Origin of the sequence: Streptomyces sp. NPDC005483, from assembly GCF_040606035.1 — a bacterium.
In the GTDB taxonomy this organism is placed as follows: Bacteria; Actinomycetota; Actinomycetes; order Streptomycetales; family Streptomycetaceae; genus Streptomyces.
This window is the reverse complement of sequence record NZ_JBEXEA010000010.1, coordinates 146,361-167,649: the sequence shown is the minus strand read 5'-3', so window position 1 is coordinate 167,649 and position 21,289 is coordinate 146,361. Positions and strand designations below refer to the sequence as shown.

Annotated in this window: 21 protein-coding genes and 1 other RNA gene; 8 read left to right on the top strand and 14 right to left on the bottom strand. The window is 67.9% G+C overall.

Annotation, left to right across the window (positions count from 1 at the left end; all coding sequences use genetic code 11):
* Positions 1-394 precede the first annotated feature (394 nt).
* Positions 395-2,638: a LuxR C-terminal-related transcriptional regulator gene (locus ABZT06_RS21015; protein WP_355742691.1), complete on the bottom strand. Its 2,244-nt coding sequence runs from the start codon at positions 2,636-2,638 to the stop codon at positions 395-397.
* 314 nt (positions 2,639-2,952) lie between these two features.
* Between ABZT06_RS21015 and ABZT06_RS21010 the strand changes: the two genes are divergently transcribed.
* The gene (locus ABZT06_RS21010; protein ID WP_355742689.1) at positions 2,953-3,075 is read left to right on the top strand and encodes a hypothetical protein; all 123 of its coding nucleotides are present in this window, start codon (positions 2,953-2,955) and stop codon (positions 3,073-3,075) included.
* Between the two features lie 238 nt (positions 3,076-3,313).
* Here ABZT06_RS21010 and rnpB read toward each other — a convergent pair.
* The 5 genes from rnpB to ABZT06_RS20985 form a co-directional block, all read right to left on the bottom strand.
* An RNA gene (gene rnpB / locus ABZT06_RS21005) (RNase P RNA component class A) lies at positions 3,314-3,716 on the bottom strand.
* Positions 3,717-3,777: 61 nt separating this feature from the next.
* Positions 3,778-3,999 (bottom strand): hypothetical protein, encoded by a 222-nt coding sequence (locus tag ABZT06_RS21000; RefSeq protein WP_355742686.1) that lies wholly within the window; start codon positions 3,997-3,999, stop codon positions 3,778-3,780.
* Complete coding sequence (locus tag ABZT06_RS20995; protein WP_355742683.1) at positions 3,992-4,885, bottom strand: NAD-dependent protein deacetylase of SIR2 family; 894 nt, start codon at positions 4,883-4,885, stop codon at positions 3,992-3,994. Before ABZT06_RS20995 ends, ABZT06_RS21000 begins: the two co-directional genes overlap by 8 nt.
* Positions 4,886-4,892: 7 nt before the next feature.
* The gene (locus ABZT06_RS20990) at positions 4,893-5,819 is read right to left on the bottom strand and encodes a protein-ADP-ribose hydrolase (RefSeq protein WP_355742680.1); all 927 of its coding nucleotides are present in this window, start codon (positions 5,817-5,819) and stop codon (positions 4,893-4,895) included.
* A gap of 83 nt (positions 5,820-5,902) precedes the next feature.
* Positions 5,903-6,667, bottom strand: coding sequence for a nuclear transport factor 2 family protein (locus ABZT06_RS20985; protein WP_355742677.1), 765 nt, complete (start codon positions 6,665-6,667; stop codon positions 5,903-5,905).
* Between the two features lie 133 nt (positions 6,668-6,800).
* On the opposite strand from ABZT06_RS20985, the gene ABZT06_RS20980 reads away from it, so the two are divergent.
* From ABZT06_RS20980 to folD, 5 genes are all read left to right on the top strand, one after another.
* On the top strand, positions 6,801-7,697 hold the full coding sequence (locus ABZT06_RS20980) for a helix-turn-helix transcriptional regulator (RefSeq protein ID WP_355742674.1): 897 nt from the start codon (positions 6,801-6,803) through the stop codon (positions 7,695-7,697).
* A gap of 264 nt (positions 7,698-7,961) precedes the next feature.
* Positions 7,962-8,825, top strand: a complete 864-nt coding sequence (locus ABZT06_RS20975) for a methylenetetrahydrofolate reductase (protein WP_355742671.1) — start codon at positions 7,962-7,964, stop codon at positions 8,823-8,825.
* 12 nt (positions 8,826-8,837) lie between these two features.
* On the top strand, positions 8,838-9,713 hold the full coding sequence (gene purU / locus ABZT06_RS20970; protein ID WP_355742668.1) for a formyltetrahydrofolate deformylase: 876 nt from the start codon (positions 8,838-8,840) through the stop codon (positions 9,711-9,713).
* Between the two features lie 86 nt (positions 9,714-9,799).
* Positions 9,800-11,224, top strand: coding sequence for an aminomethyl transferase family protein (locus ABZT06_RS20965; RefSeq protein WP_355742665.1), 1,425 nt, complete (start codon positions 9,800-9,802; stop codon positions 11,222-11,224).
* A 23-nt stretch (positions 11,225-11,247) separates the two neighbouring features.
* Positions 11,248-12,117, top strand: coding sequence for a bifunctional methylenetetrahydrofolate dehydrogenase/methenyltetrahydrofolate cyclohydrolase FolD (gene folD / locus ABZT06_RS20960; RefSeq protein ID WP_355742662.1), 870 nt, complete (start codon positions 11,248-11,250; stop codon positions 12,115-12,117).
* Positions 12,118-12,235: 118 nt separating this feature from the next.
* On the opposite strand, the gene ABZT06_RS20955 is transcribed toward folD, so the two are convergent.
* From ABZT06_RS20955 to ABZT06_RS20945, 3 genes are all read right to left on the bottom strand, one after another.
* Positions 12,236-12,763: a DoxX family protein gene (locus tag ABZT06_RS20955; protein ID WP_355743075.1), complete on the bottom strand. Its 528-nt coding sequence runs from the start codon at positions 12,761-12,763 to the stop codon at positions 12,236-12,238.
* A 173-nt stretch (positions 12,764-12,936) separates the two neighbouring features.
* Positions 12,937-13,920, bottom strand: a complete 984-nt coding sequence (locus ABZT06_RS20950) for an NADPH:quinone reductase (protein WP_355742659.1) — start codon at positions 13,918-13,920, stop codon at positions 12,937-12,939.
* Positions 13,921-13,952: 32 nt separating this feature from the next.
* Complete coding sequence (locus ABZT06_RS20945) at positions 13,953-14,984, bottom strand: zinc-binding dehydrogenase (protein ID WP_355742656.1); 1,032 nt, start codon at positions 14,982-14,984, stop codon at positions 13,953-13,955.
* Between the two features lie 215 nt (positions 14,985-15,199).
* Here ABZT06_RS20945 and ABZT06_RS20940 point away from each other — a divergent pair, with 215 nt between their 5' ends.
* A complete protein-coding gene (locus ABZT06_RS20940) occupies positions 15,200-16,225 on the top strand; it encodes an AraC family transcriptional regulator (protein WP_355742653.1) in 1,026 nt (341 codons plus the stop codon).
* Positions 16,226-16,441: 216 nt separating this feature from the next.
* On the opposite strand, the gene ABZT06_RS20935 is transcribed toward ABZT06_RS20940, so the two are convergent.
* Positions 16,442-16,813 carry a DoxX family protein gene (locus ABZT06_RS20935; protein WP_355742650.1) on the bottom strand — a complete coding sequence of 124 codons (372 nt, stop codon included), beginning with the start codon at positions 16,811-16,813 and terminating at the stop codon, positions 16,442-16,444.
* A gap of 136 nt (positions 16,814-16,949) precedes the next feature.
* Positions 16,950-17,540, bottom strand: a complete 591-nt coding sequence (locus ABZT06_RS20930; RefSeq protein ID WP_355742647.1) for a malonic semialdehyde reductase — start codon at positions 17,538-17,540, stop codon at positions 16,950-16,952.
* Positions 17,541-17,712: 172 nt separating this feature from the next.
* On the opposite strand from ABZT06_RS20930, the gene ABZT06_RS20925 reads away from it, so the two are divergent.
* The gene (locus tag ABZT06_RS20925; protein ID WP_355742644.1) at positions 17,713-18,216 is read left to right on the top strand and encodes a MarR family transcriptional regulator; all 504 of its coding nucleotides are present in this window, start codon (positions 17,713-17,715) and stop codon (positions 18,214-18,216) included.
* A gap of 128 nt (positions 18,217-18,344) precedes the next feature.
* Here ABZT06_RS20925 and ABZT06_RS20920 read toward each other — a convergent pair whose 3' ends face one another.
* Genes ABZT06_RS20920 through ABZT06_RS20910 form a run of 3 tightly spaced genes read right to left on the bottom strand, consistent with a single transcriptional unit; the run spans position 18,345 to position 21,287 of the window.
* Entirely contained in the window at positions 18,345-19,292 is a 948-nt protein-coding gene (locus tag ABZT06_RS20920) for an amidohydrolase family protein (protein ID WP_355742641.1), read from the bottom strand.
* Positions 19,289-20,353, bottom strand: a complete 1,065-nt coding sequence (locus ABZT06_RS20915) for a maleylacetate reductase (RefSeq protein ID WP_355742638.1) — start codon at positions 20,351-20,353, stop codon at positions 19,289-19,291. The genes ABZT06_RS20920 and ABZT06_RS20915 overlap by 4 nt, the downstream gene beginning before the upstream one ends.
* Complete coding sequence (locus ABZT06_RS20910; protein ID WP_355742635.1) at positions 20,343-21,287, bottom strand: dioxygenase; 945 nt, start codon at positions 21,285-21,287, stop codon at positions 20,343-20,345. The genes ABZT06_RS20915 and ABZT06_RS20910 overlap by 11 nt, the downstream gene beginning before the upstream one ends.
* Positions 21,288-21,289: the final 2 nt, after the last annotated feature.

Here is a 21,289-nt window from a genome sequence, read left to right as displayed (position 1 = left end):
TGAGTTCCTTTTTGTTGTCAGCGACCTATTGACTGGATTGCGGCGTGCGGGGATTGCCGATCTTGATGGTGGCCTTTAGGCCGGCACGGGCCGCTCACGCACTGCTGGCGGGACTGACCGGCCGTCCCTTCCGGGTGCTGTGTGCGATGGAGAACGGAAGCGTTGACTGACATCGGTCGGGCGTGTTCCTGTCACGGATCCGGCTGCCGACCGCCCTCGACGTATCGCGGGAGTGGGGCGCACCCCCGCGCCGCAGATCCGAGACCCGCCGCGGAGGAGGAAACGCTTGTTGTGAGTCATGCCGGAAGGATCGGCGCGGGGTCTGCCCCGAGGCCATGGGTACTTCTACGGGCCTGGGCCCTGCCCGGGACCCGGGTGTTTCTACGGGGTTGTCCTACGGGGTGGGCACCTGGTTCGCTGTCCACCAGGACGCGATCTCGGCACGGGAACCGAAGCCGAGCTTGGCCAGAATGTTCTCGACGTGGCCGTCGACCGTGCGCGGGGAGCGTCCGAGCGCGGAGGCGATCTGCCGGTTGCTCATGCCCTTGGCCACCAGCGCGGCCACTTCCTGCTCCCGGCGCGTCAGCGGGCTCGGGGCAGGGGCCACGGCGGTCGGCTCGAACTCGTTGCGCAGGGCGTAGACGATGGCCTCGTCGGGGCCGCGGTGGTTGCCGCCTTGCTCGAGGGCCGTCTTGTACGCTGCCGGGCCCAGGGCCTGTACGACTTCCTCCTCGCACTGGGCGTGCTGCTCGACCATGTGCGGGCCGAACGTCGAGATGGAGGTGCCGGTGTCCCGCCACAGGGCACGCGCGGCACCCAACAGCCGTCCCGCCTGCATGTGGTCACCGCCCGCGGCGGTGACCCAGGCGAGCTGCTCCAGCATCAGCGCGACCCTGAGGAAGTCGTTGAAACCATGCTCGTTCTCCAGTGAGGCCCGGATCATGACCACGGCCTCTGCCAGGTCGCCGCGCCTCCAGGCGTCGTAGCCGAGCGTCCACTGCGCATACGCGAGGACCAACTGCCCGTCATGCGCCTCGGCGAGGGCGACCGCCTGCCGGCAGGTCTGCGTGGTGCGCGGATCGTCGAGGTGGGACTGGGCAGCAGCCATCTGGATCATCGCGTAGATCGCCCCGATCTCCTCGCCTGTTTCCGTGTGAGCGGTCACAGCTGCCTCGAACGAGCATACGGCCTCCTCCAGACGGCCGCTGAACAACGCCAACGTGCCGCGCAGGCTCTGGACGTAGGCGCACACCACCGGGTCCTCCAGCTGCTCGCCCAGCGCTCCAGCCTCGTCCAGCCACCGGTACGCCGTAGCGTGATCGTGCTGCAGCACCGCCACCCAGGCGGCCGCCCACAGCGCCCTGGCACGGGCAGGGCTGGGTTCCGGTGCGGCGGCCAGCGCCCGGTCGAGCCAGTGGCGTCCCTCACCGAGAAATCCGCCCTCGCACCAGTGGAAACGCAGCGCGGCGGCCAGCACCAGGGTGGCCTGCGGGTCACCGCCGAACTCCAGGGCCGCGTGCAGATTGGCATGCGCGGCACGCAGCTGGGTCAGGCTTTCCTGCTGGCCGGAGCCGTACCAGCCATCGGCGGTGCGCTCGGCGAGGGCCAAGTAGAAATCACGGTGCCGCCGCTGTATCCACTGCTCCTGACCGGACTCGGCGAGCCGCTCCCTCCCGTATTGGCGGAGGGTCTCCAGCAGCCGGTAGCGCGGAAGACCCTCGCGCTCGGTGGGCAGGACGACAGACTGGGCGACCAGCCGGTCGAGGAGATCGAGCACCTCGTCCTGGGCGATGCCGTCGCCCGAGCAGACGCCCTCGGCCGCCTCCAGGCCGAACTCGCCGGCGAAGACCGACAGCCGGTTCCACAGCAGCCGCTCGGCAGGGGTGCACAGCTCGTGACTCCAGTCGACCAGCGCGCGGAGCGTCCGCTGGTGCGGCCGGGCGACCCGGCTGCCGCTTGTGAGCAGTCCGAAGCGGTCCTTCAGCCGGTTGACCACCTCGTTGATGGTGAGGGTCCGCAGCCGGGACGCGGCCAGTTCCATGGCCAGCGGCAGCCCGTCCAGGCCGTCGCACAGCCTGCGGACCTGGGCGCGGTTGCCGTCGGTGATCCGGAACTCAGGGCGCACTGCGGTGGTCCGGTCCCGCAGCAGTTCCACCGCGTCGTCCGGCGCCAGCGGAGGGACAGCGAAGAGGTGCTCGCCGAAGATCCCCAGCGCCCGGCGGCTGGTTGCCAGAATGCGCAGCCCGGGGGAGGCCGACAGCAGCGCATGTGCCAGCTCGGCGCAGGCATCGATGAGGTGCTCGCAGTTGTCCAGCACGATCAGCGGACTGCGGTGGGCCAGAAAGACGGAGAGCTGGTCGACGATCGGCCTGGCGCCCAGGTCCGGCACGCCCAGCGCGTTCGCCGTGGCGTTCGCCGTCAACGACTGATCCCGCACCGGCGCCAGGTCCACCAGCCAGACGCCGTCCGCGAAATCCACCGCCGACGCGGCGGCAACCTCCAGTGCCAGCCGTGTCTTGCCCACCCCGCCCACACCGGTGAGCGTCAGCAGCCGCGTCGTCCCCAGACGGTGGCGCACTTCGGCGAGGTCCCGATCCCTGCCCACAAACGTGGTCAGGGCCGAGGGTAGATTCCCCACGTCTGATGTCTGGATGGTCACATTCGTTCTCGCCTTCCAACGCCTCTCAAAATCGTCCTGGAACATCCAGGACACGGGTGGCAGCACGCTTCATTGCGGGCGGTTGGGGCCCGCGGTCCCATCGCCGCACCTCAGCTACCGTGCGTCATCGTCCCGATCGGCACCGCGGCCATGCGCAGGACAGGCCGGGACTATCCGGCACTTCGCCGATCGCCGCGATGGGGATTTCATGGTCGTGCCTCTCTCACGCTCGGGCACATCGTTCGCGTGTTGATGATTGTAGTAACAATCATCGCACTGCGTACCATTCCACTGTGCCGGAAAAAGATTTCCTCGACGTCGACCAGGAGCGCGCCCGGCGCTCCCTACCCAAGGGACAGGCGCAGCTGGTGAGCCGCCGGACGCGGATCTGCGGGAGCATGCCGGCATGTCTCTGATCGACTACGACACCCTGATCCAGCCGTTGGAGCCACCGGAGCGTCGGCTGCCGATGGCGAAGCTGGCCCGAGCCATGGTCTACAGCCGCAGCGGCCTGATCCGCCTACTCGACTCGCTGGAGCGCCGGGGCACGGTGGCCCGGGAGTGCAGCAGCAGCGACCACCGCTCGTGGTATGCCGTACTGGCCGATGACGGGCTCACAGCCCATGAGAGAAGACCAGGTCAGAGCCCTGAAGACAGACGAGTCGGGCTGTACGCCGGATTTTGTCGCCCGGTCGCCTCGCGGCGGCCGGGGAGACGGCCATCCATCTAGGGCCGACGTTGCCGCCGGCCTCGTGCGCTCTACCCGCGGACTCGGGCGGGCAGCCCTCGAACGTCCGCGCAGAAAAACACCGGGGTGTTTCCTTTTGACCTTGCTCCAGGTGGAATTTACCTAGCTGCCCAGGTCACCCTGGGCACTGGTGGTCTCTTACACCACCGTTTCACCCTTACCGAGGACCGAGATCCCCGGCGGCCTGTTTTCTGTGGCACTGTCCCGCGGGTCACCCCGGGTGGCCGTTAGCCACCACCATGCCCTGTGGAGCCGGACGTTCCTCGGGAAGCCCCCTCAGGGACTTCACGCGGCCGTCCGCCCGGCTCGTCTGCCGTGTCGACCAGCCAGAAGCCCATCTCCACCCTCAGCTGCAGCACTCGTTGGTCCGCTACCTGCGCAGAACCGTCAAGGCGCGCCCCGAGCTACAGGATTCCGCGGCCATACGGACGATGTAGTCGACGAACGCCTGCTTGCCGTCGGCGACGTGCGGGTTGTGCTGGATGTAGGTGTCACCGGCATATCTGTCGATGGCCTCGGCCGGGCGGCACTGATTGAACATCAGGTCGTAGAACGCCTGGGCTGTGGCTGTGTTCTGTTCGAGATCACTCACAGTAGTCACCGTAGGTCGAGATGGCGGATGAGGGGCGGGTGAGCGTGCTGATCAGGTGATCGGCACGGGCGGCGACCGGCAGGGCTCGGCCGGTGAGGTCGTTGGGGAGATCGGCATGTTCGGGGTTGACGCGGACCAGACGGGCTCCTGGGAGGTGGCGGGTGATGTGTTCGCCGGGCCGTCGGATGACGCCGGGGGTGTTGAAACCCGCGCCGAATTCCAGGACGAGGAGCCGGTCCTCGGCGGGAATGGCGTTCAGCCAGTCCTGGAGGCGGTCGGCTGCCGGGAGGTAGGAGTCGTCGACGAATTCGGGGCCTATGCGGACGTTGATCTCGACGTCCGCGCCGCAGTTCGGGCAGCGAGGCAGCGTCTCCGGATCGGTGATCATGCCGGTCTCGGGGTCGTAGGCCTTCAGCAGTTGCTCGACTCGCGGCTTGGTGCTCCACGTCTGGCGGGTGCACGGGGTGGCGCACTGATAGCGGCCGTAGTCTCCCTGTGGGGTGAAGATCCGCTCCGGGTCGAAGGCGTTGCGGGCGAACAGGGCGTCGACGTTGGACGTCATCACCCACGTGTCCTTGTCCTTCACCAGCGCGTGCAGGTCCTGGTAGAGGCGATTGGGGCGGGGGTCGAAGCGGATGTCGGAGATGTGCACGGCCCAGTAGCCCCACAGCAGTTCGGGCGGCAGCGGGACGCCGACCATGTAACGCGAGCGCAGGCCGAGTCGGTACAGGGCCGGGAAGAGTTCCTTGAAGCGGCCGGTGTCGCCGTAGTCGTATCCGGCCGCTGCAGTCAGGCCTGCCCCGGCAGTGACCAGGACGTGGTCAGCCTCGTCCAGCCAGGCACGCACGGTAGCCGTGATGTCCGCTGCCGACTGCTTGTCTCTCACGGTCGGATCACCTTTCCTCGGTCAGGGCTTGTACGTAGACCGCCAGGTCGGCCTCGGACCAGACATTGAAGACGACACGTTCGAGCCGGTCCGGGTGCGCTGCCATCCAGTCCGAGACCGTCGCCAGGGCAATGCGGGCCGCCGGGAGCTTGGGAAAGCCGAAGACACCGGTCGAGATGGAGCAGAACGCCACGCTGCGCACGTCCCCCCTCTCGGCGGCGACCTCCAGGCACGACCGGTACGCCTGCGCCAGCAGGCGTTCGTGTCCAGCGGTCAGCGCCCCGCTGACAACGGGGCCGATGGTGTGCAGAACGTTGCGAGCCGGGAGTTGGTAGCCGCGGGTGATCTTCGCGTCGCCGGTCCGCTCTGCTTGCCCCTGCAACGCCATGATCGTGGCGCAGTCGTCCCGCAGACGCGGTCCGGCTGCGCTGTGGACGGCGTTGTCGATACAGGTGTGCAGGGGTAGGAAGCATCCCAGCATCTGACTGTTGGCGGCGTTCACCACGGCGTCGGCGGCGAGGGTGATGATGTCGCCCTGCCACAGCACGGTCGACTCCGCCGCCGCGTAGCCGGTGGACGGGTACGTCTCGGCGATCGTGGCGAGGCCTGCCGCGTCCACGATGTCGCGTCTCTCGCGCTCCCCGCCCAACAGGGCGTCCAGCGCTTCGTCCACGCCCTCCGGCCGCGGACCGGGCCCCCGCACGTTGAGCACGGCCCGCAGCGCTCGTCGTGTCTGTTCCTCCGTCAGCGAGGCCGCACTGTCGGGTGTCATGCCGAGGTCGCCGGTGGCACGCTCTCGCAGGAGCCCGGCCAAAGCCATGCGCGCCGCCTTTTCCTGCTGCTGCGGCCCCGCCGGTTGTGCCGACGGCTGGAACGGCTGGTCAAGGGCGATGGTGGTGCGATAGCTGTCTAGGTCCAGATGGGTTGCGGCCATGGTTCCCTCTGTTGGCGTGCGGCGGGCAGTGGCCCTTCGCTTCCCTCCCAGCAACGGGCGGTGCGAAGGGAACAGGGGCACGGTCAGAACAGGCCGTTGCCGTGCGGCAGCTCGGCGGGGATGGGGGCGATGACATCCCAGTGCTCGACGATCCTGCCGCCGACGACGCGGAACAGGTCGTAGTACGCCACAGCGACGCCGAATTCGCCCTCGGACTGCAGGAGCACGAACTCGCCCTCGGCGATCGTCTTGTGGACCTTCTTGTACATCAGGTTCTTGCCCTGCTCGGCCCACTTCGCCGCGGCGGCGCCGAACCCGTCGAGGCCGTCGGCCGCTTCCGGGTTGTGCTGGTGATACGTCTCGGTGGAGATGTAGTCGGTCAGCACCGAGTAGTCCGCGCCGACGAGGACCTTCTCGGCGAACGCGGTCACCAGGGCGCGGTTGGCCTCGGTCTGGTGCGGCTCGGTGACCTCGGTGGCGCCGTCGGTCTGCGAGCGACCGGAGACCGTCTCGGTGACCTGCGGGGTCAGGGCGTCCCAGTGCTCCGCCAGCTTGCCGTCGGCGTCGACGCGGAAGATGTCGAAGCCGACCAGCGGTGCGGGACCGAAGCCGTGATAGGTGCCGTGGAGCGCGACGAGGTCGCCGTCGGCGATCACTCGGGCGCCCTCGTAGCGGAAGTCCTCCCCCAGTGAGGTGACCAGCTGACGCAGGGCCTCGGGGCCGTCCGCGGCGAGCGCGCTGTGCTGGGTGTAGCCGGGGGCCGTCCAGCGGTCCACGGCCGAGGGGTCCTTTGCGCCGAACAGTTCGGCCGCGGCCTGCACAACGGTGTCCTTCGCGGTGGTGCTCATGGCTCTCCTCCTTGGGTGCGGTGAAGTGACGGTGTCGATGTCCTCTTTCGGACTTCCAGCACCGTCCTGCTGAGTTCCTTCTCCAAGTCTCGGAGGCTCAAGGGAGGGTGGGTGGGTAAGCTACGGACTGGATATGGTCAGAAACCGACAAACAGACGTGGCAGGGATCCCGGAGGTCCCCTTCGCCGCCCCCGCCGGAACGCCCGCAGGCATCGAAGTGACGACTCTGGCCGGCCTGCGAGACCGGGTCCCGGCCGCCCGTCTTGCCACCCCGCAGCGTCCCGACTTCCACCACCTGCTCACGCTCACCCATGGCTCGCTGCAGCACACGGTGGACTTCACCGACCATCGGCTGGAGGTGGGCTCCTGGCTGTGGGTGCGCCCAGGGCAGGTGCAGCAGTGGGGCGATCTCACTCGAGCCGATGGCACCCTCGTGCTGTTCCAGCCCAGCGTCCTTGATTCAGACACCGCCACCGCAGCCCGCCTGGACGATCCGCACGCGCCCGTCCTGCACCGCCCCCTCGCTGACGACACTGCCGCCCTCAGCCTGGCCCTCGTTCATCTGACCCGAGAGTTCCAGGCCCTGGGACAGCTCCCCCTGGACATCCACACGGCGACACTCCGCCACCTGCTCGCCGTCCTCGTGCTCCGCCTGGCCCACCCCACCACGGTCTGGGAGAGCCCCGCTCCCTCGCCGGACTCGGCCTTCCTTCGCTTCAGGGACGCCGTCGAGAAGGACTTCACCCGCACCCGCCGGGTCGAGGACTACGCCCACACCCTGGGCTACTCCGCACGCACCCTTGCACGCGCCTGCCAGGCCACTGCCGGCGTAGGCGCGAAAGAGTTCATCGACCGCCGCGTCGTACTCGAAGCCAAACGCCTCCTCGCCCACAGCGACCAGAGCTCGACCCGGATCGCCGCGCAGCTCGGCTTCGCCGGCGCCACCCACTTCACCAAGTACTTCCATCAGCGCACGGGCCAGACTCCGATCGCCTTCCGGGACACCGTCCGTGATCGCGCGCCTCGGTGAACATCGGGACTCTGGGTGACCTGACGGTGCGCTCGCACGAGTAGGCGGACTGCTCGACAACTCCTTCGCCTTGCGGCTGAAGCGCGTCGCGATGTGGATGAGGCCCGAGTCGAGGCTCTCTTAACGTCATGAATCGGCACTGTCGTGGCGAGAGGCCCAGGTTTCCGGACCGACTGCCTGATCGACAGCGATTTCCCAGGACGCAGGGCCGATGTCATGACGGTTGCCGGGTGCAAGCGGTGCCCGCCTTTCGTGAGGAGTGAGATGCACAGCTCGACCGATCAGACGGGGCGTCAGGCACCGGGCCTGCTGGACACAGTCTCGTTGGAAATCACAGGCAAGGACGTGAAGGAACTTCAGGCCGCCGCGGCACAGATTCCGCCGGGTACTCGGGTGAATATCACCTTCCTGGGCAACGAGAACATGGCGTTGCGCGTGGAGGCCGCGCGCCTGGTCCGCGAACTGGGATTCCGACCTGTACCGCACGTGTCCGCCCGGCGACTTCGATCACAAGAGGACCTCAAGGACTACCTGGCTGCACTCGCCGAGGCCGACGCGGCCGAGGAGATCGTGGTCATAGGGGGTGACCCGCCCGAGCCCGAAGGGCCCTTCCCCGACGCTCTCTCGGTCATCTCCACTGGTCTACTCGGTGCTCACGGAGTTCGCCACGTGAATGTCGCGGGCTATCCCGAGGGGCATCCGAAGATCGACGACGACGTTTTGTGGCAAGCGGTCGAGCAGAAGTGGGCGGCCCTTCGTGAACAGGACCTTGCATGCTCGGTGACCACGCAGTTCGGATTTGACACGGGTCCCGTGGTGGCCTGGATCGAGAAACTCAGGGCGCGCGAGATCGATTCGCCTATACGCGTCGGAGTGCCTGGACCAGCCGGTGTGCAGCGGCTGCTGCGTTATGCGCGCCGCTTCGGAGTTCAGTCCTCCGCGAGTGTCGTGCAGAAGTACGGCCTTTCACTGACCGGACTGCTGGGCACAGCAGGGCCCAACCGATTTGTCGAGAGCCTCGAAACAGAGCTCGACACGGATCGCCACGGTGACGTTTCCCTGCACTTCTATACGTTCGGTGGCGTTCGCGCGACCGCCGAATGGATCCAGAACGCCCGGCACGAGTGAGGCGATAGAGACATGGCACACAACAACCTGCCGAAGAATCACGCGAGTCTCGTCGTGCACGGCGAGGACAGGAGCGGGATCGTAGCCGCCATCGCGAGTGTCCTGGCCAAGCACGGAGCGAACATCGTCTCCCTCGACCAGCACAGCGAGGACCCGGAGGGCGGAGCCTTCTTCCAGCGCACGGTCATGCACGTGCCCGACCTCGCCGCGGCGATGCCTGCCCTCACGGCGGATCTGGAGGCCGTTGTCGGCGGCGAGTTGGGGCTGGAGTGGCGGCTTCGGGATCTGTCGACGCCTCTTCGAGTGGCCATCCTCGCGTCGAAGTCGGATCACTGCCTGCTGGATCTCCTGTGGCGTCAGCGGCGTGGAGAGCTCCCGATCTCGGTTCCCATGGTGATCTCCAACCACACCGACGTGGCGGAGGACGTGAGGTTCTTCGGAATTCCCTTCTTCCATGTCCCCACCCCGGCGGGGGGAGACAAGACAGAGGCAGAAGCGGAGATCGTCAAACTCCTTGCCGACAACACCGACCTGGTCGTACTGGCCCGCTACATGCAGATCCTGTCGGGTTCCTTCCTCAAGGAGGTCGGCGTACCGGTCATCAACATCCACCACTCATTCCTCCCGGCCTTCATCGGTGCCGGCCCGTACAAGCGGGCCAAGGAACGCGGGGTGAAGCTGATCGGTTCCACGGCGCACTACGTCACCGAGGACCTGGACGAGGGGCCGATCATCGAGCAGGACGTGGTGCGGGTGTCGCACGAGGAGAGCTTGGCCGAACTGGTCAGGAGGGGTGCGGACGTCGAGCGTCAGGTGCTCGCACGGGCAGTGCTCTGGCACTGCGAGGACCGAGTCATCCGCAACGGCAACCGGACGATCATTTTCTGAGCTGTGCCACGGCCGGTCACGAATCCGGTCCGTCGGCGAAGAGCCCCGAACAGACGCCAATCGCAAAGCCCTTGGAAGGACAGAACGTGACCCGAGAATCGACAGAGCGGTCGCTTCAGGACCTCATGGACGGTCAGCCGAAGCTGGTCGACCACTTCTACAACGACACGGCGGCACCACATTTCAGCCGGGCCGGTACGGCTGCGGCCGCGCACATACCACCGGCCTACACGAACTGGCGCGACGAGCAGCGGGCCTGGGGTGAAACCGCCGTCCTCTTCCAGCAGACCCACCACATGCCCGAGCTGTTCCTGACCGGTCCCGATGCGTTCCGGCTGCTCGAGCACCTTGGGATCAACACGTTCTCGAACTTCACCACCGATCGTGCGAAGCAGTTCGTCGCCTGCTCCCCCCGCGGGCACGTCATCGGTGACTGCATCGCCTACCGGCTCGGCGACGAGAGCTTCGAGCTGGTGAGCGGCATGCCGGTGCTGAACTGGGTGCACTTCCACGCAGAGACCGGCGGCTACGACGTCAAGGTGCTGCGCGACAACCACTCGACGGCCAACCCGACGGGCAGGCGGGTCAATTACCGCTTCCAGCTCGACGGCCCAGCAGCCGGAAAGATCTTCGCTGAGGCAGTCGAGGGCGACGTTCCCGAGATCGCGTTCTTCCGCACCGCCCGGGTCAAGATACGCGGCCGCGAGGTGCTCGTGCTGCGCCACGGGATGGCGGGCCACCAGGGAGTGGAGCTGTCCGGGCCGTTCGACGATCACGACCTCGTTCGCGACGCGCTGACCGAGGCGGGTGAACCGTACGGACTCGTCCTCGCCGGTACGCAGGCCTACTTCAGCACGCCGATGGTGAGCGCGTGGATGGCCTACCCCGTGCCGGGGATCTACACCGGCGAGGAGCTGCGGGACTACCGGCAGTGGCTGTCCGCGGAATCGTGGGAGGCAAACACACAGCTGGGCGGAAGCTTCCGTTCGCCCGACATCGAGGACTACTACGCGACGCCGTACGACCTCGGTTACGAGCGCATCGTCAAGTTCGACCACGACTTCATCGGGCGCGAAGCCCTGGAGGACCTGCCCGCCGAAGCGCGGCGGACCCGAAGGACGCTGGTGTGGAACCGCGACGACGTCCTGAGGGTGCTCGGCTCCCAATTCGGTGAGGGGCCACGGTACAAGGCGCTGGACTTCCCCGTCGCGTACTACAGCTTCAATCACTTCGACGAGGTGCGCGCCGCGACCGGTGGCATGGCGGGGGTCTCCTGTCACACCGGCTACATCAACAACCAAGGGGATGTGCTGTCCCTGGCGATGCTCGATCAGGAACACGCCCAGCTGGGAGCCGAGTTGGTGCTGACCTGGGGCGAGCCGGACGGCGGATCGAGGAAGCCGCAGGTCGAGCGACACGAGCAGACCCAGATCCGGGCGACGGTCGCTCCCGCGCCGTATGCCGGCTCCGTTCAGCGCATGAAGCGGGCCGCTGTCGGAGGCAAGGCCTAGCAGCGGCCGGAAAGGAGACGAGCATGAGCGCGAGGCTCATCGACGGCACCGCGGTCGCACGCCGTGTCCGCGACGAGGTGGCGAAGGGGGTCGCGGAGCTTGTCGCTCAGGGCGGCCGCACACCTGGGCTCGCCACCATCCTGGTCGGGGACGACCCGGCGTCGGAGGTGTACGTCCACAACAAGCGTCGTGCCTGCGCCGCGGCCGGCATGCGGGACTTCCACCGCCACCTGCCGGCGACTGCCACACAGGAAGAGATCCGTGAGGTGATCGCCGAACTCGCGGCGGATGAGCAGGTCAGCGGGATCCTGCTGCAGCTTCCCGTCCCCGCCCACCTGGACTCGGAGGCCCTGCTCGCCCACATCCCCTACGACAAGGATGTGGACGGGCTGACGGTGGAGAACGCCGGCCGACTCGCTCAGGGGTGCCCGGGACTGCGCCCCTGTACGCCGGCGGGGATTGTGCGGTTGCTCGATGAGTACGAGGTGCCGCTGGCCGGTGCCGAGGTGACCGTCGTCGGTCGCTCCGTCCTGGTCGGTCGTCCCATGGCTCAGCTCGTTCTGGCGCGAAACGCGACGGTCACGGTGTGCCATTCCCGTACCAAGGACCTCGCCGAGGCGTGCCGACGCGCAGACGTGCTGATCGTGGCGGCGGGTGTGCCCCAACTGATCGGCAGGGACGAGGTCCGTCGCGGCGCGGTGGTGGTGGACGTCGGCATCCACCGTGGAGACGAGGGCCTGCACGGTGACATCCGGTTCGAGGAAGTGGCGGAGGTGGCGAGCCTCGTGACACCGGTGCCTGGCGGTGTCGGGCCGATGACGATCGCGATGCTCCTGCACAACACGCTTGAGGCAGCCCGGTGGCAACAAGGCTCGGCCGCTCCCACGGCATGAGAGCTTCATCGGTCCCCATCGGGCGGTGTCCAGGCTCCGGGCCGACACCGCCCGAACTCGGTGACACTCATTGGCGCAACTGCTGTATGCGGGTGCGATGCCGCGGCCCCGCGGGCCCCTACTTGCGCAGGAGGAGCACCACGCCGGCACTGACGAAGCCCACCACAACCGCGGCCGTGCCGTAGGCCAACCGGTGAGCCTTGAGGACGGGGAGGAAACGGTCGAGGGCGTAGCGGCCGGGCCCGGTGAGGGCGATGCCGGCCCCCGCCGCGGTGAGGAGCAGTTCGTACTCCACGCCCTGAGGAGCGAAGAAGCCTCCGCCCCATTTGACGGCTATCGCGTTGACGAGGGTTCCCACCAGGGCGGCGCCTGCCAGCGGGGTGAGCAGACCGACGGCGACGCCCAGGCCGCCGAGGAGTTCGGTGGTCCCGGCGACGACGGCCATGGCCCTGCCCGAGGGATAGCCACTCGCGGCGAAGATCTGGCCGAACGTGTCGATGCCGCCACCGCCGAACCAGCCGAAGAGCTTCTGGGCGCCGTGTGCCGCCATGGTCAGGCCGAGAGCCAGACGGATCAGGAGCAGACCCGCGTCGTAGGCGTGGACGGTGGCCGCGTGGCCGGTGGTAGCGGGTTCCCGGGTGGACACTTGGGGCTCCGAGGTCGTGAGAGGGCTGGTCACTGTGGGGGCTTCCTTCGTGTGGAGGAGAGTGGAACGACGAGTGGGGGGTGGACCTGCGCACTGCGTATGGCAGTCGGCGCGCAGGGAGAACTTGGTCTGCACCGGCTCTGCGATGCCTCTTCACGGCAGCGCACGAGCGGTCAGATGTGGAGGAGCACGCGCCCTGCGGTGCCGCGTTCGATGTGCTCGTGGGCGGTGGCAATGCGGTCGAGCGGAAGTCGCTCGGCGATGGAGATGCGCAAACTCTCGTCCAACAGAGCGCTGGTGAGTTCGGCGGCGGCGTGTGCCTTCACCTGGGGAGTGAAGTCGTCGCTGCCCAGCAGTCGCAGTGTGGTGTCGGCGAACCCGAGGGGCCAGTAGGGGATGGATGGCCGAGGCTCTGCCGAGTAGTAGGAACTGATCGTGGCGCCCACGGCGATGATCTGGGCATTGAGATCGATGTGCCCGGCGAAGTCGATCTCGGCGATGCGGTGCACACCTTCGGGCGCCGCCTTCCGGATACGGTCTGCGAGGTGCGGGTCGTCGGCAAGGAACACCTCGTGTGCCCCGAGCCCACGCACGAAGTCCCGCTGCGCCACGGTGCGGACGACGCCGAGCACCTGGGCTCCGTCGCGTACGGCCATTTGCGCGGCGATGGATCCGACTCCGCCGGCGGCGCCGTAGACCAGCGCGGTCAATCCGGTGACCGGGCCGTCAGCAAAGAGAGCCCGGTAGCCGGTGATGCCTGCGATGCCCAGGCAGGCGGCCTGGTCGAGCAGGTGCGTGTCAGCGTTGTCCGGGAGCTGTACGGCGAGCCCTTCCGGAACGACGCAGCACTCCGCGGCGGTGCCGAACGGCCTGTAGGACTGAGCTCCGTAGCACCACACCTTCTGTCCCACCCGCTGCTGATCAACACCGGGGCCGACGGCGTCGATGACTCCGGCACCGTCGCTGTGCGGGATCACGCGAGGAAACGGCATGGGCGCCCCAGGCGGGCCCCAGCGTTTTCCCACGTCACCCGGATTGATGCCGGACGCCCCGACTCTGATCCGGACCTCGCCGGGGCCGGGTTGGGGATCGGGCAGGTCACCAACGACGAGGACGTCACGGGCGGGCCCCTTGCGGTCGTACCACGCTGCGCGCATCACGGCTCCTTTCGTTCGAGTGGGCGAGGAGGTCAGGACGTGCTGCGGTCGGGCCGGGCAGCAGGCAAGACGTGCGCCTCGGGCTCGGTGAGGACGACGAGCTTGCCGCTGACGGCGTTGGTTTCCACATCCCGATGGGCGTCGCGGATCTCGTCGAACTGGTAGATGTGGGACGGGCCGAGGCTGATGGTGCCGTCGGCGATACCGTCGAGGTAGTGCTGCAGTACCTGCGCCGGCAGGTCGGCGGCACCGCCACCGTAGGCGGTCAGCCGGACGCCTCGCGGAATGTAGGCGATGGGGTAGAAGTCGGGGACCGTCCACTGGTCGGAGAGCATTCCGGCGAAGCAGACCGTTCCATGGATCCGTGTCGAGACCAGCGTGTCGGGCAGAGTGGGGGTGCCGACCAGTTCCAGCGCGGCGTCGACCCCGCCGGGAACGAGCTTGTGGACCTGGCGGGCCACGGAACCGTCGTCGAGGACCGGGTGGTCGACGCCGTATGCGGCGAGGGTGTCGAGGCGCTCTGGCCGACGGGTCGTGGCCAGGACCCTGGCGCCCCGTTCTCGGGCGAGGGCCGCGGTGGCATAGCCGAGGGCGGAGGTACCGCCTCGGATCAGCAACGTCTGCCCGGGCTGCAGGTCCAGCCCGGTGGTGAGTGATCCGTGAGCGGTCTGCAGGGTCTCCGGGACGGCGCCGAGAACGGCCCACGGCAGGTCGGAGCGGAACGGGACCACGGAGCTTCGGGGGACCACGGTGTATTGGGCGTATCCGCCGTTGTACGCGCGGCCCATTCCCCCCATGAGGGCGGCGACCTGCTGGCCGGGCCGCAGATCGCTGCCCGGCGCGACGTCCACGACGCCGACGGCCTCAAGCCCGGGCACGATGGGGAACCGCACGCCCTCCGCCACGCCGATCCGCATGTGGTGGTCGGAGCGGTTGAGTCCGAATGCCTTCACCGCGATGCGCACCCAGCCCGGTGGGGGATCCGGGAGGGGCAGCTCGCGGATGTGCAGGTTCTCCACCGGGCCGGGCTCGGTGAGCACGACGGCCCGCATCGTCCTGGACATGTTCGGCCCTTCCTAGGCGTCGTATCACTCGATGCATATCGTTCCCATGCGAACAGTTGCGACGCAAACTATATTCCGCGAGGCGCGCCCCTCCTCGTCCACGCCGTTGACATGCCCCTTTGGCCCGCTTATTTTTCAGACGGGACAGACTAGAAAATGAAGGCGTGGCCGCGAACGGCAGTGCTGACGCGGCGGCGCCCCAAGGAGCGTCCAGCATGGAACGGTCAACGACGATCGAGCCGCTTGCGCAGGCGATGAGCGGTGAACCCGATGTCCTTCGGTCCTACACGCTCTGTCGTGCGGCTCGGTTCGACGCCTTTCGGGAAAGCCTCAACGGTGTGTTCTATCCAGCTCGGGTGGAGCCGACATGCCGCAACGACACCCTTGAGGGCGCGCTGCTCAGCGCGGTGAGCCTCAAGCACCTGACCCTCGGATTCGTCCGTTTCGGGACTGAGACGCGTCTCGACCCTGGGGCGCTTGGGGCCTACCACGTGAACGTGGCCCTGTCGGGGGCGGTCGAATCGCACTGCGGCAAGCAATCAGTCACCACCAGGCCGGGACAGGCGGCGGTTTTCACACCTCGCGAGCACACCCTCCTACCTCGCTGGACCGCGGACGCCGGACAACTCTGCATCAAGATCAACCGCCGATCCCTGGAAGGCGAGCTGGAGGCGATGATCGGTCGGCCGGTCGCCTCCTGGGTGAGGTTCTCCCTGGGATTGGACCTGCGCGCGCCGGCTGGACGCAGCTGGCTTGCGGCCGTGCAGCTGTTGCTCACCGGGCTCGATACCGAGCACAGCCTGGTACGCGACTCCGCGTCCTACCGGGAGCAACTCGAACTGCTGGTCATCGACTCGCTTCTGCGAGCGCAGTGGCATGACCACTCTGACGAGCTGCACGAGGAGCGTCCGCCGGTCAGGCCCCGCACGGTCAAGCGAGTCGTCGACGCGCTTGAGCGAGCACCGGAGGAACCGTGGTCGCTGCCACAGATGGCGCAGGTCGCCGCAGTGAGCACCAGGCGGCTCCAGCAGGGATTCCGCGAGCATCTGGGCATGTCGCCGAGCGTGTACCTCCGCACGCTCCGACTCGATCGGGTACACCGCGATCTCCTGGCGGGTGCGGACTCTGTGACCGACGTGGCGTATCGGTGGGGCTTCACCCACCTGGGGCGCTTCGCCGTGGCGTATCGCGAGCGCTTCGGTCAGGCGCCTTCGGAGACACTGCGGCATGGAGGCGGGTGACTCCGGGCCCGCCTCGGCGCCTGTCACTCGTCACCGCGCTCTCGTTTCCGGGCCGTGCGAACGTCGTACGAACAGGCGGGTACCAGGCTCTGCTCACATCCGCCCGGGAGCCAAGCGCTCTCTGCGGCTGGTCGCTTACCGCGGCCCCGGAAGGCGTCCGACCGGGCGTGACACCCCTCAGACGCCTTCCGAAAGAGGCTGCAATGCGAACTGCACTCACATTGCGAGAACGAGCGTGACGGCCGTGGCGATGGACAGCACCGTGAGGATGATGGGGGCCATGGCGTTGCCTCGTGTCTTGGCGTCGGCGTAGTCGCCGGCCTTGGCGTGGAAGCCCACGGCGCCGACCATCACAACGGCGAAGCCGATGGCCGCGGCTATACCGAGAGGCTGCCAGAAGAGCCCGACGACCAGACCGACGGCCGCGGCGATCTCGGCAAGCCCGATGAAGCGGACCAGTCCGGAGCTGAGCCCCATGTGCGACTGCAGCATGGCGGGCACGTCGCCCTTGAGGAGTGCCTTGGGCGCTCCCGAGCCGAGGGTGACGAGGGCAAGGAGGACGCTGAGGATGGCGGCGGTGATGTACATGAGCGGGATCCTTTTCGGTGGTTCGACTCCCCCTGGGGAGGGGTGAGTTGGGGGTTGCCTTTTGGGGACGTGGAGGGGATGGGAACGAGCGGGGGGTACCCCGGACGACCGCCCGGGGCACCGCCCGCCAGGCGGGTCAGACGGTCGCACTGACCTCGGCGTAGTCCAGACGCGGGGACCGCGGGAAGTAGCCGTTGGCAGCGGGCTTGCCGATGTTGACGACCATCAGCGGGATGTGGTCCTCGTCGAGGAACTCCTTCTGGATGCCCGCGTGGTCGATGCCGTTCATCGGGCCTGCGGCGAGGCCGAGTGCGCGGATGCCGAGGATGAAGTACGCCGCCTGCATCGCCGCGTTGAGCACGGCCGACTGCTCACGTACCGAGCGCTCGGAGAAGAACGCGTCCTTGGCGGCGGGGAAGGCCGGGAACAGGCGCGGCAGTTCCTCCTGGAACTCCGCGTCTGCGGACAGGATCACGGCCAGAGGGGCGACCACGGTCTTGTCCTGGTTGCCCTCGGCCATGTGCTGCACCAGGCGCTGACGTGCCTCGGGCGTGCGGACGACCGTGATGCGCAGCGGGGACTGGTTGAAGGCGGTCGGCGCGATCTTGATCAGGTCGTAGATCGTCTGAACCTGCTCGTCGGTCACCGGCTCGTCAGTGAAGGCGTGTGCCGTGTGAGCCTCACGGAACAGCAGGTCGAGGGCGGTGGAGTCAACGGCGAAGGTCATGGGTTTCCTTGATCATGTCGGTGAAGTGGCAGGGAGTCGGCGCACGCATGAGCGGTGAGTGCCTGGCCTCGCTCTTCCGCTCCGTTTGTGGTCGCGTCTCCTGCAGGGCCAGGCACCTCGTTCGCGTGCCGATGATTGTAGTAACAACTATCGCGCCGCGTACCATTCCCCTGTGGCAGAAAAAGATTTCCTCGACGCCGATCAGGAGCGCGCCTGGCGCTCTGTACTCAAGGGACACGCGCTGCTGGTCGGGCGCCTGGACGCGGATCTACGGGAACACGCCGACATGTCGCTCATCGACTACGACGTCCTCGTCCAGCTGTCCGAGGCGCCGGAGCGGCGGCTACCGATGGCGGATCTGGCCCGAGCCGTGGTCTACAGCCGCAGCGGTCTGACCCGCCTGGTCGACTCCCTGGAACGCCGGAGCCTGGTGACGCGGGAACGCAGCCGCAGCGATCGACGCTCTTGGTACGCAGTCCTTACCGACGACGGGCTCGCAGCGCTTGAGGCCGCTTGGCCGGTACACGTGGCCGGGGTGAGGACCTACTTCGCAACACACACGGATCCCGAACAGGCCCGGACACTCGCCGCGGTGTTCGGGGCCGTCATCGCCGAGCTGGCTCCTGACCACGAAGAACTTCGCCAGTACCACCCCGACCAGCGAGCCACTCCATGAGCCGCGCCATGTGGAGGCGCTGACAGACCTGCGGCCGCGGACCGGATGCTCAATGATCCGATCCGCGGCCGCGGCGCACTCCGAGGGCTCCAACGCTGTGCAGAGCGCTGGTCTCCATCCCTGCCTCACTACACCGCCTTGAAGCGGGGGAACAGGTCCAAGGCAGTCCCCCGCTCCATCGCGAAGCGCGCGTCGTCCGACAGTTCCAAGTCGTCCAGGCGGGAGGTGAAGTAGCAGACTCCCGCCTCGCTGACGTGCGGGTAGTCGCTGCCGAAGAGCACGTGATCCGGGCGCGTGAAGGAAAGGAGGGTGGGAAACGAGATGTCGGTCGAGGACTGGGCGGTGTCGAAGTAGAACTTCCCGAACTCGTCGAGCACCTCCGGGGGTGTCCACGCCGAGCCGTCGAGGCCGAAGGTGAAGGCGATGCGATGAGCCGCGTAGGGCAGGAACCCTCCGGCGTGGGCCAGGATGAAGCGGATATCGGGGTGGCGCCGGGTCGTGCCGGTCCTCACCAGGTTCACAGCCGCCCGGGTCGTGTCCAGGAGGAAGTCCGCGATGTACGGGGGTATGCCTGGCACCGGGGCCACCAGAAGGCTCGACGGGTGGACGAAAACCACGGCCTTGCGCCGGTTCAACTCCTCCATGAGCGGCTCGAACTGGGGGTCGCCCAGGTAGGTGCCCCTCGCGTTGGCCAGCAGGATGACACCGTCGGCGTCGAGAGTGTCGAAGGCGTACTCGGCCTCGGCCAAGGCGCCGTCCACATCGGGCAGCGTGAGGGTCGCGAAGAGGCCGAAGGACTGCGGGTCGTCCCTGACGATCTCGGCCACGTATTCGTTGACGCGTCTGGCCATGGCCCGGGCCTCTTTGTCGTCACCGAGGTGCACGCCCGGGGTGGAGATGCTGAGGATCGAGGTGGCCACCTCGTGCCGCTCCATGATCTTTCTTGCGCTCTCGACGGACCAGTCCGGCAGGGCCAGCCCGCCGGCGGTGATGCCCCGGTCGACGAGCCAGTCGTTGTAGAAGTCCGGGCTCGCGTGGTGGTGCACGTCGATGCGGTGGGTGGTGGGGCTGTTCATTGGGGTGCACCTCGCCAGGCTCGGTCGAGCAGATCGTGCAACGCCTCGGCGTTCACGTCGCGTGGGTTGTCGTACGGTGCGGCGCAGGCCTGTTCGACGGCCGGGCCAACGCCGGTGCGGGGCATATGAAGTTCGCGGAGACTTGTGGGTGCTCCCGCTTTCATGGTGAGGTCACGCAGCGCTTGGGCCGGGTCCTCGGCGCCGGTGGCCCGTCGAAGCGCGGCAGACATGCCGCCTGCCGCGGGGGCGTTGAACGCCAGGACGTACGGCAGGAGCACCGCGTGAGTGGCGGCGTGCGGCAGGCCGAACGTACCGCCCAGCACGTGGCACAGCTTGTGGTGCAGGGACATGGTGGTCGCCCCGAGCACCGACCCACAGAACCACGCGCCGATCAGTGCGTCTGCCCTGGCTTCGGCGTGGCGGCTTTCATCGCTGGTCACGAGAGTCGTCACGGCGCGGTATACCCGCCGTACGCCTTCCTCGGCCTGCACGTCGGTCAGCGGCGTGGAGTCCTGCGCGTACAACGCCTCCATCGCGTGGGCGATGGCGTTGTAGCCGCTGGTGAGCGTGAGCGTGAGGGGCATGTCGGCGGTGAGCTCGACGTCGTACACAACGGTGCTCGGTCGCACCCTCTCGTCGCGTCCTGTGCGTTTGACGCCCTCGCGCGTGATGCCCCAGATGGCGGTCATCTCCGAGCCGGCGTAGGTCGTGGGGACCGCGGCGATCGGAACGTGCCGCTCCAGCGCGATGGCCTTCGCGAGACCGATGGGCGACCCTCCGCCGATCGCGAGGACCGAATCCGCACCGCTCTCGTCGAAGCGTTCCAAAGCCGCGGACACGGACGCGGCCGGTACATGCATCTCGGCGCCCGATTGCCTGTCCACGCACCGGGTGTTGAGGGCCTGCGAGGCGCCTTCTGCCACGCGTTCCAGGCGAGGAGACGCGATGACGTACACCCTGCGGTACCGGTAGTTGTCCAGCAACTCGGCGACGCGTGCGGTCAGGTCGTGCCCGAAGTGCACCGTGCGAGACGGGCTGCGGTGGACGAATTCAGCCCGCACGGTCGCTCTCCTCGGCATGCCGGGACACTTCAGGGATCGCCGGGGCGAGCACGAGATCGATCGTGCCGTGGTGGAACGGCACGATGAGGCCATGCCGCGTGGCCAGTTCGGGGTCCTGGCTCTCGACGAGTTCGGTGACGAGGGACTCCTTGACCGCGAACACCGCGTCGGAGTCGAGGTAGGGGCTGCCCTGGATGAAGATGTGCGTGGTCAGGTCGCGGTGTCCGGGGGCGGCGGCGATGAAGTGGATGTGCGCCGGGCGGTAGGGGTGCCGGTCGGCGGTCTTGAGCAGCTCGCCGACCGGGCCGTCGGTCGGAATGGGGTAGTGGCTGGGCACGATGGTGCGGAAGGCGAATCGGCCGTCCGCGTCTGTCCGGAACAGGCCGCGGCCATGGCCCGCCGGGATTCGGTCGGGTGCCTGGACGTCGTAGAGCCCGTTCTCGTCGCACTGCCAGACGTCCACGGAGGCGTGGGCGAGTGGTCGGCCGGCGGCCGAGGTCACGGTGCCGGTGATGAGGCACGGGGTGCCCGTTCCCATCATGTCGATACTGTCGCCGAGCGCGCGCGCCGGCGACTTCGTCATGTGGAAGGGGCCGAGTACGGTCGAGTCGGTGACCGCCTCGATGTCCGAGTCGTTGATGGACTCGGTCAGCATCGACAGGCCGAGCACGTCCGAGAGCAGCACGAACTCCTGGCGGGTGTCGCTGCACTGCTGGCCGGTGCGGGTCAGGAAGTCCACGGCGTACGCCCACTCGCTCAGGCTGGGTCGTACTTCGCGCAGGAAGGCGTGGGCGTGCCGTACGAGCGCCTGGAGCACCTGGCGGGCTCGCGGATCGGGGGTGTGCTCGAAGGAGGCGAGGACCTCGTCGAGCAGGCGGTCGTAGGCCGCGGCGGAGACTTCCGAGGCGGCGGGTGTGGTGGTCCGGGCGGTCACGT